Raw genomic sequence first — 16003 nt, forward strand, 5'->3', positions numbered from 1 at the left:
TGAATTGAGCTTTGCGAAGCGCGCCCGCAACGCTGAATTCTCTACCTTTTCCTGTCTCACACGGAGTGTCCATGCACTACTCATTTACTGAGAAGAAACGCATTCGCAAGTCCTTTGCGAAACGCGCCAACGTCCACAACGTTCCGTTCCTGCTGGCTACCCAGCTCGAGTCGTACGAGAACTTCTTGCAAGAGCACACTCCCGTTGCAAACCGCAAGAACGAAGGCCTGCAATCGGCTTTCACGTCGATCTTCCCAATCGTTTCCCACAACGGCTTCGCCCGTCTGGAATTCCTGTCCTACGTCCTGGGTGACCCGGCGTTCGACGTCAAGGAATGCCAACTGCGCGGCCTGACCTTCGCTTCCCCGCTGCGCGCCAAAGTGCGCCTGGTGATCCTGGACAAGGAATCGCCAACCAAGCCGGTCGTGAAGGAAATGAAGGAACAGGAAGTCTACATGGGCGAACTGCCCCTGATGACGACCACCGGCTCGTTCGTGATCAACGGTACCGAGCGTGTCATCGTATCCCAGCTGCACCGTTCGCCAGGCGTGTTCTTCGAGCACGACCGCGGCAAGACCCACTCGTCCGGCAAGCTGCTGTTCTCGGCACGTATCATTCCTTACCGCGGTTCCTGGCTGGACTTCGAGTTCGACCCGAAAGACATCTTGTACTTCCGCGTCGACCGCCGCCGCAAGATGCCGGTATCGATCCTGCTGAAGGCGATCGGCATGACCCCGGAACAGATCCTGGCGAACTTCTTCGTCTTCGACAACTTCAACCTGCGTTCGGAAGGCGCGGAGATGGAGTTCGTGTCCGAACGCCTGCGCGGTGAAGTCGCGCGCTTCGACATCGTCGATCCGAAGTCGGGCAAGACCATCGTCACCAAGGACAAGCGTATCAACGCCAAGCACGTGCGCGAAATCGAAGCAGCCGGCATCCAGCACATCTCCGTGCCGGAAGACTACCTGCTGGGCCGCGTACTGGCGAAGAACATCGTTGATCCGGAAACCGGCGAAGTGGTGGCACTGGCCAACGACGAGCTGACCGAAGACACCCTGGGCAAGCTGCGCGAAGCCAATATCTCCGCGATCCAGACCCTGTACACCAACGACCTGGACCAGGGCGGCTACATCTCCCAGACCCTGCGTATCGACGACACTGCCGACCAGACCGCAGCCCGTATCGCGATCTACCGCATGATGCGTCCTGGCGAACCGCCAACCGAAGAGTCGGTGGAAGCCCTGTTCAACGGCCTGTTCTACAGCGCCGACCGCTACGACCTGTCCGCCGTGGGCCGCATGAAGTTCAACCGCCGTATCGGCCGTGACGAACTGACCGGCGCCATGACCCTGTCGAACGACGACGTGCTGGCCGTGATCAAGATCCTGGTTGAGCTGCGCAATGGCCGCGGCGAAGTCGACGATATCGACCACCTGGGTAACCGCCGCGTACGTTGCGTGGGCGAACTGGCCGAGAACCAGTTCCGCGCCGGCCTGGTGCGCGTTGAGCGCGCCGTCAAGGAACGCCTGGGCCAGGCCGAAGCCGACAACCTGATGCCGCACGACCTGATCAACTCCAAGCCGATCTCGGCTGCTATCCGTGAGTTCTTCGGTTCGTCCCAGCTGTCGCAGTTCATGGACCAGACCAACCCGCTGTCGGAAATCACCCACAAGCGCCGCGTATCGGCCCTGGGCCCTGGCGGCCTGACCCGCGAACGCGCAGGCTTCGAGGTGCGAGACGTTCACCCGACCCACTACGGCCGTGTGTGCCCGATCGAAACGCCTGAAGGCCCGAACATTGGTCTGATCAACTCGCTGGCACTGTACGCCCGCCTGAACGAGTACGGCTTCCTGGAAACCCCGTACCGTAAAGTTGAAAACAGCAAGGTGACCGACAAGATCGATTACCTGTCCGCGATCGAAGAAGGCCGCTACATCATCGCCCAGGCAAACGCCAAAGTGAATGAAGAAGGCCAACTGGTCGACGAACTGGTATCGTCCCGTGAAGCCGGCGAAACCATTCTGGTCTCCCCAGAGCGCGTGCAGTACATGGACGTTGCGCCAGGCCAGATCGTGTCCGTTGCAGCATCGCTGATTCCATTCCTGGAACACGATGACGCGAACCGTGCACTGATGGGCGCCAACATGCAGCGTCAAGCCGTGCCTTGCCTGCGTCCTGAAAAGGCGCTGGTCGGTACCGGTATCGAACGTACCGTGGCAGTCGACTCCGGCACCACCGTGCAGGCCCTGCGCGGCGGCGTGGTGGACTACATCGACGCGGGCCGCGTCGTGATCCGCGTGAACGACGAAGAAGCACAGGCTGGCGAAGTCGGTGTGGACATCTACAACCTGATCAAGTACACCCGTTCCAACCAGAACACCAACATCAACCAGCGTCCGATCGTCAAAGTGGGCGACCGTGTGGCCAAGGGCGACGTGATCGCCGACGGCGCATCGACCGACCTGGGCGAACTGGCACTGGGCCAGAACATGACCGTGGCCTTCATGCCATGGAACGGCCTGAACTTCGAAGACTCGATCCTGATCTCGGAAAACGTCGTGAAAGACGACCGTTACACCTCGATCCACATCGAAGAACTGTCCGTTGTTGCCCGTGACACCAAGCTGGGCGCGGAAGAAATCACCCGCGATATTTCGAACCTGGCAGAGAACCAACTGGCTCGCCTGGACGAGTCCGGCATCGTGTACATCGGCGCTGAAGTGCAAGCCGGCGACGTGCTGGTCGGTAAGGTGACCCCGAAAGGCGAAACCCAGCTGACCCCGGAAGAGAAGCTGCTGCGCGCGATCTTCGGCGAAAAAGCATCCGACGTGAAAGACACCTCGCTGCGCGTTCCATCCGGCATGGTTGGTACCGTCATCGACGTGCAAGTGTTCACCCGCGAAGGCATCCCACGCGACAAGCGCGCCCAGCAGATCATCGACGATGAACTGAAGCGCTACCGCCTGGACCTGAACGACCAGATGCGTATCGTGGAAGGCGACGCCTTCCAGCGTCTGGAAAAGATGATGATCGGCCAAGTGGTCAACGGCGGTCCGAAGAAGCTGGCCAAAGGCGCCAAGGTCACCAAGGACTACCTGGACGACCTGGACAAGTTCCACTGGTTCGACATCCGTCCTGCCGACGAAGACATGGCCAAAGCCCTGGAAGCCATCAAGGAATCCATCGCCGAGAAGCGCCACCAGTTCGACCTGGCCTTCGAAGAGAAGCGCAAGAAGCTGACCCAGGGCGACGAACTGCAGCCTGGCGTGCAGAAGATGGTCAAGGTGTACCTGGCCGTTAAACGCCGCCTGCAGTCCGGCGACAAGATGGCAGGCCGCCACGGTAACAAGGGTGTTGTGTCCCGTATCGTTCCGGTGGAAGACATGCCATACATGGCTGACGGTACCCCGGCAGACGTGGTGCTGAACCCACTGGGCGTTCCGTCCCGTATGAACGTTGGCCAGATCCTGGAAACCCACCTTGGTTGGGCAGCGAAGGGCCTGGGCATCCGTATCGGCGAAATGCTGCAAGCGCAGATCAAGGTCGAAGAGATGCGCAAGTACCTGACCACCGTGTACAACGAGTCCGGCGCCAAGGAAGACATCGCTTCCCTGTCCGACGACGAGATCATGAAGCTGGCATACAACCTGAAGAAGGGTGTGCCGTTCGCGACTCCGGTGTTCGACGGCGCGCACGAATCGGAAATCCGCCGCATGCTGGACCTGGCGTATCCGGACGATATCGCCAAGCACCTGGGCATGACCCCGTCCAAGAACCAGGTCACCATGTACGACGGCCGCACCGGCGAAGCGTTCGAACGCAAAGTCACCGTGGGCGTGATGCACATGCTGAAGCTGCACCACCTGGTCGACGACAAGATGCACGCCCGTTCCACCGGTCCTTACTCGCTGGTGACGCAGCAGCCTCTGGGCGGTAAAGCCCAGTTCGGCGGCCAGCGCTTCGGTGAGATGGAGGTGTGGGCACTGGAAGCGTACGGCGCGTCCTACGTGCTGCAAGAAATGCTGACCGTGAAGTCCGACGACGTGAACGGCCGTACCAAAGTGTACGAAAACCTCGTCAAGGGCGACCACGTGATCGACGCCGGCATGCCGGAATCGTTCAACGTGCTGGTGAAAGAGATCCGCTCGCTGGGTATCGATATCGACCTCGAGCGCAACTAAAACCGGTAAAGCAGCGTCTGACCCGCAGGGTCAGACACTGAGCCCGCGGCAGCCGCGTACCGGGTGTCGGACCCAGTGGGTCTGACACCGGTTTACCGGTTTTAAGTAAGTAAAGAATTCGTCACTATCTGGAGTGATACATGAAAGCCCTGCTCGATTTATTCAAGCAAGTACAGCAAAACGAGTCGTTCGACGCGATCAAGATCGGTCTGGCCTCTCCTGAGAAAATCCGTTCGTGGTCCTACGGCGAAGTCAAAAAGCCTGAGACCATCAACTACCGTACCTTCAAGCCAGAGCGCGATGGCCTGTTCTGCGCCAAGATCTTTGGCCCGATCAAGGACTACGAATGCCTGTGCGGCAAGTACAAGCGCCTGAAGCACCGCGGTGTCATCTGCGAAAAGTGCGGCGTTGAAGTGACCCTGGCCAAAGTGCGCCGTGAGCGCATGGGCCACATCGAACTGGCATCCCCGGTTGCCCACATCTGGTTCCTGAAATCGCTGCCGTCGCGCCTGGGCATGGTCCTGGACATGACCCTGCGCGATATCGAACGCGTGCTGTACTTCGAAGCATACGTCGTGACCGATCCAGGCATGACCCCGCTGAAGAAGTGCCAGATCATGTCGGAAGACGACTACGCCGCCAAGTACGAAGAGTACGGCGACGACTTCACCGCCTTCATGGGCGCTGAAGGTATCCGCGAACTGCTGCGCTCGATCGACATCCACCGCGATGCCGAAGCCCTGCGCGTGGAACTGAAGGAATCGAAGTCCGAAGCGAAGATCAAGAAGTACGCCAAGCGCCTGAAAGTGCTGGAAGCATTCCAGCGTTCCGGCATCAAGCCAGACTGGATGATCATGGAAGTGCTGCCGGTGCTGCCGCCGGAACTGCGCCCACTGGTCCCGCTGGATGGCGGCCGCTTCGCGACCTCCGACCTGAACGACCTGTATCGCCGCGTCATCAACCGTAACAACCGTCTGAAGCGCCTGATGGAGCTGCGTGCTCCAGAGATCATCACGCGTAACGAAAAGCGCATGCTGCAGGAAGCAGTTGACTCGCTGCTGGACAACGGCCGTCGCGGCAAAGCGATGACCGGCGCCAACAAGCGTCCGCTGAAGTCGCTGGCTGAAATGATCAAGGGTAAGGGCGGCCGCTTCCGTCAGAACTTGCTGGGTAAGCGCGTCGACTACTCCGGCCGTTCCGTGATCGTGGTGGGTCCACAGCTGAAACTGCACCAGTGCGGTCTGCCAAAGCTGATGGCTCTGGAACTGTTCAAGCCATTCATCTTCAACAAGCTGGAACTGATGGGTCTCGCGACCACCATCAAGGCCGCTAAGAAGCTGGTCGAAGTGCAAGAGCCAGTGGTGTGGGACATCCTGGAAGAAGTGATCCGCGAACATCCGATCATGCTGAACCGTGCACCAACCCTGCACCGTCTCGGTATCCAGGCGTTCGAGCCTGTGCTGATCGAAGGTAAAGCGATCCAGCTGCACCCGCTCGTCTGCGCCGCGTTCAACGCGGACTTCGACGGTGACCAGATGGCAGTCCACGTTCCTCTGTCGATCGAAGCACAGATGGAAGCCCGCACCCTGATGCTGGCTTCGAACAACATCCTGTTCCCATCGAACGGCGAACCATCGATCGTTCCTTCCCAGGATATCGTGCTGGGTCTGTACTACGCGACCCGCGAAGCAGTGAACGCCAAGGGCGAAGGCATGATGTTCCCGGACGTGTCGGAAGTGATCCGCGCGTACGACAACAAGGAAGTGGAACTGGCGACCCGCATCACCGTGCGTATCGTTGAGAATCCAAAGGATCCAGCAACCGGCGAGTTCGTCCGTACCGTGACCCGTTACGAGACCACCGTTGGCCGCGCCATCCTGTCCGAGATCCTGCCGAAAGGCCTGCCATTCAGCGTACTGAACCGTCCGCTGAAGAAGAAAGAGATCTCCAAGCTGATCAACACTTCCTTCCGCAAGTGCGGCCTGCGCGCAACCGTGGTGTTTGCCGACCAGCTGATGCAGTCGGGCTTCCGCCTGGCAACCCGCGCCGGTATTTCGATCTGCGTGGACGACATGCTGGTACCGGAAGTGAAGAAGACCCTGATCGCGACCGCCGAAGCGGAAGTGAAGCAGATCGAGCAGCAGTACGCTTCCGGTCTGGTCACCGCCGGCGAACGTTACAACAAGGTCGTCGACATCTGGGGCAAGACCTCCGACGAAGTCGGCAAGGCGATGATGGACCACCTGAAGGTGGAAGACGTGGTGCGCCGCGACGGCACCCAGTCGACCCAGGAATCGTTCAACGCGATTTACATGATGGCCGACTCCGGTGCGCGTGGTTCCGCAGCACAGATTCGCCAGCTGGCCGGTATGCGAGGCCTGATGGCCAAGCCAGACGGCTCGATTATCGAGACGCCAATTACCGCGAACTTCCGCGAAGGCCTGAACGTTCTGCAGTACTTCATCTCGACCCACGGCGCTCGTAAAGGTCTGGCCGACACCGCGCTGAAGACCGCGAACTCCGGTTACCTGACCCGTCGTCTGGTCGACGTGACCCAGGATCTGGTGGTGATCGAAGACGATTGCGGCACTTCCAACGGCACCCTGATGAAGGCGATGGTCGAAGGTGGTGAAGTGATCGAAGCCCTGCGCGACCGTATCCTCGGCCGCGTGGCAGGCACCGACATCGTCAACCCAGAGACCCAGGCTACCCTGTACGAAGCCGGCACCCTGCTGGACGAAGACATGGTGGAAGAGATCGAACGCGTCGGCATCGACGAAGTGAAGGTCCGTACCCCGCTGACTTGCGACACCCGCTACGGCCTGTGCGCCAAGTGCTACGGCCGCGACCTGGGCCGCGGCCTGCTGGTCAACGCCGGCGAAGCAGTCGGTGTGGTGGCAGCGCAGTCGATCGGTGAACCTGGTACCCAGCTGACCATGCGTACCTTCCACATCGGTGGTGCGGCATCGCGTGCAGCAGTGGCATCGTCCGTCGAAGCCAAGTCGAACGGCACCGTGCGCTTCACCGCCACGATGCGTTACGTCACCAACGGCAAGGGCGCCCAGATCGTCATTTCCCGTTCCGGCGAAGTGCTGATCACCGACGACCACGGCCGTGAGCGCGAGCGTCACAAGGTACCGTACGGCGCGACCCTGATCGTCAAGGATGGCATGGCTGTGAAGGCCGGCGCTCCTCTGGCAACCTGGGACCCGCTGACCCGTCCGATCATTACCGAGTACGCCGGTACCATCCGCTTCGAGAACATCGAAGAAGGCGTGACCGTGGCTCGCCAGGTCGACGAAGTGACCGGCCTGGCCACCCTGGTGGTGATCGACGCCAAGCGTCGTGGTTCCCCAGGCAAGGCCCTGCGTCCACAGGTGAAACTGCTGAACGAAGACGGCGGCGAAGTGAAGATCGCCGGCACCGAACACGCAGTGGCGATCGGCTTCCAGGTCGGCGCGCTGATCATGGTGAAAGACGGCCAGCAAGTGTCCGTGGGTGAGGTTCTGGCGCGTATCCCGACCGAATCGCAGAAGACCCGAGACATTACCGGTGGTCTGCCACGCGTGGCGGAACTGTTCGAAGCACGTTCGCCGAAAGACGCGGGCATGCTGGCGGAAGTCACCGGTACCGTGGCCTTCGGTAAGGAAACCAAGGGCAAGCAGCGTCTGGAAATCACCGACATGGACGGCAACAAGCACGAGTTCCTGATTACCAAGGACAAGCAAGTGCTGGTGCACGACGGCCAGGTGGTGAACAAGGGCGAGATGATCGTGGACGGCCCAGCCGATCCGCAAGACATCCTGCGCCTGCTGGGTATCGAAGCGCTGGCACGCTACATCGTTGACGAAGTGCAGGACGTGTACCGACTGCAGGGCGTGAAGATCAACGACAAGCACATCGAGGTGATCGTTCGCCAGATGCTGCGCCGCGTGCAGATCACCAACGCCGGCGACACCGACTACATCGTCGGCGAGCAGGTGGAGCGTTCCGAACTGCTGGAAGAAAACGATCGCGTCAATGCCCTGAACAAGATCCCTGCAACGTACGAAAACGTACTGCTGGGTATTACCAAGGCATCGCTGTCGACCGACTCCTTCATCTCGGCCGCATCGTTCCAGGAAACCACCCGCGTGCTGACCGAAGCCGCGATCATGGGCAAGCGCGACGGTCTGCGCGGCCTGAAGGAAAACGTCATCGTCGGCCGCCTGATCCCAGGCGGTACCGGCCTGGCCTTCCACCGCGCCCGCAAAGAGAAGGAAGTGTGGGAAGCCGAAGAGCGCAAAGCGCTGCTGGAAGCAGAACGCGCCGCGATCGTGGCCGAACTGCCAGCGGACGAACCGCACCACAGCGACGAAGCGTAATCCGCTTCAACGCCAGAAAAAACGCCACCTTCGGGTGGCGTTTTTTTTTGCGCTACGGCAGAGCCCGTGTCACACCATGGGGTCACACCCCAAGGGTGACACGGGCTCTTCAGTTGATCCTGGCCTTGATCAGCACAGGCAGGTGATCGGATGGGAAGCGGCCGTGGAGTTAATCGGTCAGTGTTGCGTAGCTCAATACCTTCACGTGCGGGCTGGCGAAGATGCGGTCAATACGCTCTGTCAGTGGGCTGTCGATTTTAAATCTGTTGAAAGTACCAACCGGGCCATAGGCTGGCTTCGCGCTGATATCGAATGCATCGGCCAGCCGAGACTTCATGATGGCAACCTGTTCGGTCTCCGGGACGGAATTCAAATCGCCGGCCACGATCACTGGCTCGGAGCCGGCAATTTCCTTCACCTTTCGCAGCATGAGCTTAGCCGATTCCCGGCGCGCCACCTCGCCTTCGTGGTCGAAGTGAACGGAGAAGAAGTAGAACTTGCGGCCAGTCTGGCGATCCTGCAGTTGCGCCCAGGAGGCGATATGGTTGCAGCAAGTAGCATCCCACCCCAACGTTGTCATGCTCCACGATAGGTAGTTCGGACTCACCAGTATAGGCGAGACGCATTGCTGGAAGCCCGCTGGCGCGAAATGGTAGGGTCTAATTAACAAACTGCTGCAAAAATGCCACCATTGGGTGGCGTTTTTATTTGCGCCAGCCCCAGAAATATTGTCAGGCGCCAATTGCATACTACAATCAGTATTTTCTGCATTCTGTTTGAGAGCGCTATGGCCGAATCCCTCCAAATCACCTGTGACGCGACGACTGTGGGCGATGATGGAAAAATGTACCTGCATGAGTCGATGTTCAGCGGCCTGTATGACTTGCCAAACAATCATGCTGAAATCGTGGCACGCCTGCACCCTGCCAAGCGCAAGCTGTTTGATGCACTGGTAGGCGGCGAGGAGATCGAGGTCGAGACGAAAGACGCGAAGGGTGCCGTTGTCAAGGTCAGGCTGGACAATGATGTCACGATCCATGTAAACCAGCGCTACGGCGGTGTGCGCCGCTTCAGCTATTCGTCCATTATTGCGAAACATGCCCGAAGCTATGGCGAAGTCCAGGCGAGAGGCTTCGACGCCAATTGCGAGCCGGTGATTCGGCAGATGCCTGACCGCAGTTTCAGGATCATTTTCAACACGATGCCGCCGCGTGGGCATGCGCTTGGGGCAGCCTTCAATATGGATCACTTCGGCGCCCACATGGTCAAGCTGACCGAGTCCAAGATGACCTGGGATGATCGTGACGTATTTCACCTTCCCTCCGCGACTGAGGCGGAAATTCGCGCCATTTTGCAGTTCATGCTCACTTACGGGAAGGCCTGAGGCCACGAGATGTGACCTCACTCGTTTCTCGACTACTTTTTATCGCTTGCCGCGGCCTTCGAATCGTCAATCAAATCGAACTTGCCGTCGGATGTCATGAAGAAGGTGCAGTCTGCACCGGTTGCACAGCCGCTGACGTGCTTTTTGCCGGGCGCTTGCATCAGGTAAGAGCCCGGGCCCAGCTTGGTTTCAGGGGCGCCATCGGATTTATGCACGAAAGTGCCGGACATGATCACGATCTTCAGCGCGTGGGTGTGGTGGTGCAGGGCGTTGACCTGCCCGGCGTCGAACTTCACCAGCACGCCGTAAGGGCCGCCTTTCATCCAGTCGCCCCACAGCTTGGCAACCTTGGTGCCGGCAACCGGGCCGGCTTCCCATTTCACCGACTCGGCCGGCCAGACCACATCTTCCATGGCCTTGCCTTTATCCTTGGCTGGCGCGTTGGCGCTCAGCAGGGTAGAAACCGCTAGTACCGCAAATGCCATTGTTCTCATGGTGGCGCTCCTTCTTATGGTTGGCGGGGAAACTGGCGTCCATTTATCGTTATAGCCCATCCGCAGCGGATTCCAAGTTGGTAGGCAGCGACACTCCTGTGCTGAAACGCCCGGCCTGGACGCTGATTCCAGCCGAGCCCGTGTCACACTTGGGGTGTGACCCCATGGTGTGACACGGGCTCGGCTGTAGGTGGGGTATATTGCTTCGATGGAGAGCGTCGAAGAGCTTGAGCGGTGGTTCAGGATGGCGGGCGTGCACTCGCTGAATGCCTGTGTCGGGCCGCTTCCCGGATCGGGGGCTGCGTTGGGGCGGTGGACCAGCGATGGGCCGGATCACGCCATTCGCTCCGTAAGCCCGCATCCGGGCACTTACCGCCTGGCGCTGATGATGGAGCCGCTCGATGCGCGCATCTGGCACGGCGATACGCCGGTCTGGGGCGGGACCATCGGAGCGAGCCGCTTTCGTCTTTGTCCGCCAGGGGAGCAGGGGCGCTGGAGCCAGTTGAGCGGCTGCGATATCGTGAATGTCTTCCTGCCGGTGCAGCTACTGGACCGCTTGGCGGCGCAGCGCGGCGAGGATATCGATGCCACGCTGGCGGCTAGCCAGTTCACTTCCGACCGCATGGTATCCGACCTGGTGCGCAAGATGCTCGATGCGCAGGCGCTGGCCGGGCCGCTGGCGGCGGAGATGTGCGACCACCTGGCCATGGCCCTGGCTTGCTACCTGCTCGAACATTATTCGCGCCCGGCCCAAGGCGCCGACAGCTCCCTCGGCGGTGCGCGCCTGCGCCGCGTGCTGCGGCATATTTCAGATCACCTGGATGCGCCGCTGGCCAATGCGGAACTGGCGTCCCTGTGCGGCATGAGTGCGGCGCATTTCTCGCGCGAGTTCCATCGGGCGGTCGGCTTGCCGCCGCATCGCTATGTGCTGACCCGGCGCCTGGAGCAGGCATGTGTGGCACTCGCAGGCCGGGAGGCGCGCATTGTCGACATTGCGGAGGAGTTCGGGTTTCATAGTGCCAGCCATTTCACGCGCGCTTTCGCGACGCAGTACGGCCTGTCGCCTGCTGCGTGGCGCGCCAGCCGCTGTAACAATTGTTAAAAGCAGGATTGTGCAAATTGCGCGCGTTTTTGCACGCGCCGCCTCTTTGATCGGCCACAGAATCTCCAGTTCCAAACCACAACAAATGGAGAGAGAACATGGCTTTACTTCGAAATTCACTGATGCTTCTCGCGCTGGCGGCAGCGGGTGCTGCCCAGGCCGACAATATCTCGCTGCGCATCGGCTTTGCTGAAGGCCGTAGCGGGGCGGAGTTCAAACCCCTGCATGCGGAAGTGGGCAAGTTTGCGGTGACGCCCAATGTGCGCCAGGGCGCGGAGGATGACCAGTGGGTGGTGGTCGCTAAGGATGCCCAGGGCCGCGTGCTGCATGAGGTGAGCGTCAACAATGGCTTGCGCCGCCACGTGGAGACCTTCAATCCGCGTTCGGGCGCTATCGACCTGTCGACCACGGTGCAGCAGCGTGAGGGCAGCTTTGAGGTGTCGCTGCCATTCGACAAAGCCACCGCGAGCGTGGAGGTGCTGCCGAAGAAGGGTGCCAGCACCGGCGCCAAGACGGCTCTTGCAGCACCTGCGGCGCTGGCGCGTTTCGATCGCGGCACCCTGGAACAGGCGGCAGCGAGCGGCAAGACCTCGCGCTCGGCCATGCTGGCGGCGACGCCTTCCGCCACCGCGACGACCATCCTGAACAACGGCAGCGCGGCGACGCATATGGACTATGTCTTCATCGGCGACGGCTACACCGCTGCGGAAATGGATAAGTGGCGCGCCGATGCGCAGAAGGTGATCAATGGCTTCCTGGCCGATCCGCTGTTCAATGCCAACCGCGCTTCGATGAATATCCATCGCGTCGACGTGGCCAGCAACCAGTCGGGCGTGGACGAACTCGATAAGGGCATTTATCGCGATACGGCGATGGATGGGGAATTCGCTTGCTACAACATCGAACGCCTGCTGTGCGTGAACAATACCAAGGCGACCAATATCGCGGCTTCCGTGCTGGCGCCCGATGCGCGCGATGTGATTGTGGTGATCGCGAACTCGACGCGCTACGGTGGTTCCGGCGGCGCGGTGGCAACGCTGTCGATGCATGAGCAGTCGATCGAGGTGGCCTTGCATGAAATCGGCCATACGGCGTTCGCATTGGCGGACGAATACGAGTACGGCACCTGCAACACCAGCAGCGAGCCCACCGAAGTCAACGTGTCGCTGAACGGCACGCGTTCCGTCAAATGGGGCAGCCTGATTTCCGGCAGCACCGCAGTGCCGACCGGACTTGGCGTGTACCCGAACGGTACTGTCGGCACTTTCGTGGGCGCGCAGTACTGCGGCTCGGGCAAATACCGTCCGACAGAGAACTCGCGCATGCGCACGCTGGGGTATCCGTGGCATGCGGTGAATGAAGGCGCGGTGAAGAAGGTGTTTGCCAAGTACACCGGCTCCGGTTCGGTCACGCAGACCGGTACCCTGGCCAACGGCGGCAGCGCCATTGCGCCTAGCGCGTCGCCTGGCTGGGTGCAGGCCGGCGCCGGCACCTTCTCGCTGCAACTGAGCGGTCCTTCCGGTGCCGACTTCGACCTGTTCCTGTACAAGTGGTCGGGCAGCGCCTGGACCAAGGTCGCTTCCAGCGAGGGCAATACGTCCAGCGAGTCGATCAGCTACAACGGCACGGCGGGCTATTACTACGCGCAGGTGAAGTCGTATTCGGGCAGCGGCAACTATTCGCTGACCTACGCTTTCCCTAAGCCTTGATCTCGCGCTGGCGTGCCTTTGTCAGCGAGGAGAATGCCTTGTCGTAGGACCATTGCACCAGTTCGACCAGGTAGTCTTCCGGAAAGCGGCGCACGTCGACGATCGTGACCCAATGGAAGCGGCCCATGTAGCGGGCCGGTTTCACGCCGGGCATGCCGGTGAGTTCGAGGAAGCGGTCGGGCGTGGCGCGGAAACTGAAGCGCCATTGTTCCGGTTCGCTGGTCTTGAAGTAGGCGAAGGTTTTGCCGCCGACCTTGTAGCTTAGTACATTGACCGGCGGTGCATGCAGCAGGCTGTCTGCGCCAGGCAGGCTGGCGCAGTGGGCTTTGACTTGAGTGATGTCCACTTTCGCTCCCGACTCGAAAGTGGACATTCTAGCGTCAACTGACCAGCAGTTTGGCCGATTTCAAGGTTGCGCTGTCCGGGCCCACCGAAATGGTGAAGTTGCCCGGTTCGACAACGCGCTTCATGTCGGCGTTGTAGAACTGCAGGTCGGCCGGCTTGATGTTGAAGGTGACGGTGCGCTTCTCGCCCGGCTGCAGCGTGATGCGCTGGAAGCCTTTCAGTTCCAGTACGGGACGGGTAGCGCTGCTGATGTCGTCGCGGATGTACATCTGCACCACTTCGTCGCCGGCGCGCTTGCCGGTGTTGGTGACGTCGACGCTGACTTTCGTGCTGCCGTTGGCGGCGATGGTGGCTTGCGCCAGGCGCGCCTCGCTGAATGCGAAGCTGGTGTAGCTCAGGCCATAGCCGAACGGGTAGAGCGGCTTGGTGCTGCCGTCGATGTAGCCGCGGCGGGCGCTTGGCTTGTGATTGTAGAAGATCGGCAGTTGGCCGACGTGGCGCGCTACTGACACCGGCATCTTGCCGCCCGGGTTGGCGCGGCCGAACAGGACGTCGGCGGCGGCGTGGCCGGTTTCCTGGCCGAGGTACCATCCTTCCACCAGCGCGTCGGCACGTTCGGCCAGCAGGTTGACCGACAACGGGCGGCCGTTAAGCAGGAAGACCACGGTTGGCTTGCCGAGGTCGAAGATGGCCTTGGCCAGTTCGTTCTGCTGGCCCAGCATATCCAGCGTCTGGCGGTCTCCCAGGTGGTTGTCGGCCCAGGCTTCGCGGCTGGTCTGTTCGTTGTCGCCCAGGACCATGATGATGGTGTCGGCGTTGCGCGCGGCGGCAACGGCTTCGGCAATCAGCTTGGCGTTGGTCTGCGGTGGGGTGAAGATGATTTCGTCCTTGCCCCAGATCCGTTCTTCGGTGATGCGCACGCCTTCGCGGTATTCGAGCTGGAAGCCCTGGCGCTGGCTTTCGGCTTGCAGGCCTTCGTACACCGAGACCACGTGGCGCGGCACGTCGGAATAGCCGCCGATCGGGGTGTCCTTGGCGTGGGTGCCGAGCAGCAGCACCTTGCCGACCTTCTTGCCGTCCAGCGGCAGCAGGCCTTTGTCGTTCTTCAGCAGCACGACGGCGCGCGCGGCAGCCTCGCGGGCCAGGGCAACGGCCTCCGGCGTGGCGGTCAGGCTGTCTGCAACGGCGGCGTCGACGTAAGGCTGTTCGAACAGGCCGGAGAGGAATTTCCATTCGAGGATGCGGGACACCACGGTGTCGATTTCTGCGACGCTGACCTTTTTCTCCTTTACCAGTTGTGGCAGGAGCTGGTAGCCGAAGGCGTCCGGGGTTTCGATGTCAACGCCGGCTTTGACGGCGCGCGTGGCGGCGTCCTTCGGCATGTCGGCGAGGCGGTGGCGGGTGATCAGTTCCTTGACGCCGAAGTAGTCGGATACTGTCAGGCCTTTGAAACCCCATTCTTCGCGCAGCACTTTGTGCAGCAGCCAGTGGTTGGCGTGCGATGGCAGGCCGCCGATCTCGTTATACGAAGGCATCACGGCGGCGGCATTGGTTTCCTTGATGATGCACTCGAATGGCGGGAAGAATTCTTCGCGCAGCGTGCGTTCGGTGACTTCGGCGGGACCGATGTTGGTGCCGCTTTCCGGTTGGCCGTGGCCGGTCATGTGCTTCAGCGTCGTGAACACCTTGTCCTTGGCCAGCTTGCGTTCCTCACCCTGGAAGCCCAGCACGGCTGCTTTGCCCATCTCGGCGCACACGTGCGGGTCTTCGCCGAAGGTTTCTTCGATGCGGCCCCAGCGCGGTTCGCGTGCCACGTCGACCACCGGCGCCAGTGCCAGGTTGGCGCCGCGGGCACGCATCTCGCGGGCGGCGACGCTGAATACCTTGCGTACCAGCGGCGGGTCGAAAGTCGATGCGAGCGCGATCGCCTGCGGGAAGCTGGTGGCGTCCTTCGCCACGTAGCCGTGCAGGGATTCTTCGTGCATGAACAGCGGAATGCCGAGGCGCGTCTGTTCGACGGCCCATTTCTGCGCGGCGTTGGTGTAGGTTGCGGTCTCCCGAGCGTTGCGGTTGGCGCGGGCGCCGTTGTCGCCGGCGCCGCCTGCTTCGGCGCCGCCCTGGCGGTCGGAAGGGCGGGCCAGCATGCCGAGGCCATTCGGGTAAGCCTTGGCGGCTTTCGCGGCCGAGAATTCACCGTTGGCGTCCTGGATGATGCCTTTCTCCTGCCAGATGCACAGCATTTGCGCGACCTTTTCCTCCAGCGTCATGCGACCGAGCAGGTCTTTTACGCGGGCCGGCACCGGCGCGGCGGGGTCTTTGTACAGGGGCCTTGCCGCTGCGGCAGCCATGGCTGCCGGCGTGCCGAGGGCGGCTACGCTAGCCGCGCCGGATAGGGATGTGAGGAACTGCCTGCGTTTCATGCTG

At 61.2% G+C, this 16003-nt stretch carries 9 protein-coding genes; 5 read left to right on the forward strand and 4 right to left on the reverse strand.

The window, feature by feature from the left end; translation table 11 throughout:
* Nucleotides 1-71: 71 nt before the first annotated feature.
* Entirely contained in the window at nt 72-4181 is a 4110-nt protein-coding gene (rpoB, locus tag ACN9M3_RS03590; RefSeq protein ID WP_426167617.1) for a DNA-directed RNA polymerase subunit beta, read from the forward strand.
* A 140-nt stretch (nt 4182-4321) separates the two neighbouring features.
* Entirely contained in the window at nt 4322-8545 is a 4224-nt protein-coding gene (rpoC, locus tag ACN9M3_RS03595; RefSeq protein WP_426167619.1) for a DNA-directed RNA polymerase subunit beta', read from the forward strand.
* A gap of 169 nt (nt 8546-8714) precedes the next feature.
* Here the strand turns inward: rpoC and ACN9M3_RS03600 are convergent, their stop codons facing one another.
* On the reverse strand, nt 8715-9293 hold the full coding sequence (locus tag ACN9M3_RS03600; RefSeq protein ID WP_426320592.1) for an endonuclease/exonuclease/phosphatase family protein: 579 nt from the start codon (nt 9291-9293) through the stop codon (nt 8715-8717).
* Nucleotides 9294-9332: 39 nt separating this feature from the next.
* On the opposite strand from ACN9M3_RS03600, the gene ACN9M3_RS03605 reads away from it, so the two are divergent.
* A complete protein-coding gene (locus ACN9M3_RS03605) occupies nt 9333-9929 on the forward strand; it encodes a hypothetical protein (protein WP_426167623.1) in 597 nt (198 codons plus the stop codon).
* Nucleotides 9930-9961: 32 nt separating this feature from the next.
* On the opposite strand, the gene ACN9M3_RS03610 is transcribed toward ACN9M3_RS03605, so the two are convergent.
* Nucleotides 9962-10423: a cupin domain-containing protein gene (locus tag ACN9M3_RS03610; protein WP_426167625.1), complete on the reverse strand. Its 462-nt coding sequence runs from the start codon at nt 10421-10423 to the stop codon at nt 9962-9964.
* Between the two features lie 208 nt (nt 10424-10631).
* Between ACN9M3_RS03610 and ACN9M3_RS03615 the strand changes: the two genes are divergently transcribed.
* Together ACN9M3_RS03615 and ACN9M3_RS03620 are read left to right on the forward strand one after the other, a co-directional pair.
* Nucleotides 10632-11525 carry a helix-turn-helix domain-containing protein gene (locus tag ACN9M3_RS03615; RefSeq protein ID WP_426320595.1) on the forward strand — a complete coding sequence of 298 codons (894 nt, stop codon included), beginning with the start codon at nt 10632-10634 and terminating at the stop codon, nt 11523-11525.
* Between the two features lie 98 nt (nt 11526-11623).
* The gene (locus ACN9M3_RS03620; RefSeq protein ID WP_426320597.1) at nt 11624-13234 is read left to right on the forward strand and encodes a M64 family metallopeptidase; all 1611 of its coding nucleotides are present in this window, start codon (nt 11624-11626) and stop codon (nt 13232-13234) included.
* On the opposite strand, the gene ACN9M3_RS03625 is transcribed toward ACN9M3_RS03620, so the two are convergent.
* Both ACN9M3_RS03625 and ACN9M3_RS03630 read right to left on the reverse strand, forming a co-directional pair.
* The gene (locus tag ACN9M3_RS03625) at nt 13224-13580 is read right to left on the reverse strand and encodes an MmcQ/YjbR family DNA-binding protein (protein WP_426167631.1); all 357 of its coding nucleotides are present in this window, start codon (nt 13578-13580) and stop codon (nt 13224-13226) included. The genes ACN9M3_RS03620 and ACN9M3_RS03625 overlap by 11 nt on opposite strands.
* Before the next feature lie 34 nt (nt 13581-13614).
* Nucleotides 13615-15999: a glycoside hydrolase family 3 N-terminal domain-containing protein gene (locus ACN9M3_RS03630; protein ID WP_426320599.1), complete on the reverse strand. Its 2385-nt coding sequence runs from the start codon at nt 15997-15999 to the stop codon at nt 13615-13617.
* Between the last annotated feature and the right edge of the window lie 4 nt (nt 16000-16003).

It is taken from the genome of Pseudoduganella sp. R-43, assembly GCF_049913255.1.
Lineage (GTDB): Bacteria > Pseudomonadota > Gammaproteobacteria > Burkholderiales > Burkholderiaceae_D > Rugamonas.

Excerpts from the sequence above, each read along its gene's own strand:
- rpoB (WP_426167617.1), top strand. The coding sequence starts at position 72 with ATGCACTACTCATTTACTGAGAAGAAACGCATTCGCAAGTCCTTTGCG.
- rpoC (WP_426167619.1), top strand. The coding sequence starts at position 4,322 with ATGAAAGCCCTGCTCGATTTATTCAAGCAAGTACAGCAAAACGAGTCG.
- ACN9M3_RS03600 (WP_426320592.1), bottom strand. The coding sequence starts at position 9,293 with ATGCAATTGGCGCCTGACAATATTTCTGGGGCTGGCGCAAATAAAAAC.
- ACN9M3_RS03605 (WP_426167623.1), top strand. The coding sequence starts at position 9,333 with ATGGCCGAATCCCTCCAAATCACCTGTGACGCGACGACTGTGGGCGAT.
- ACN9M3_RS03610 (WP_426167625.1), bottom strand. The coding sequence starts at position 10,423 with ATGAGAACAATGGCATTTGCGGTACTAGCGGTTTCTACCCTGCTGAGC.
- ACN9M3_RS03615 (WP_426320595.1), top strand. The coding sequence starts at position 10,632 with ATGGAGAGCGTCGAAGAGCTTGAGCGGTGGTTCAGGATGGCGGGCGTG.
- ACN9M3_RS03620 (WP_426320597.1), top strand. The coding sequence starts at position 11,624 with ATGGCTTTACTTCGAAATTCACTGATGCTTCTCGCGCTGGCGGCAGCG.
- ACN9M3_RS03630 (WP_426320599.1), bottom strand. The coding sequence starts at position 15,999 with ATGAAACGCAGGCAGTTCCTCACATCCCTATCCGGCGCGGCTAGCGTA.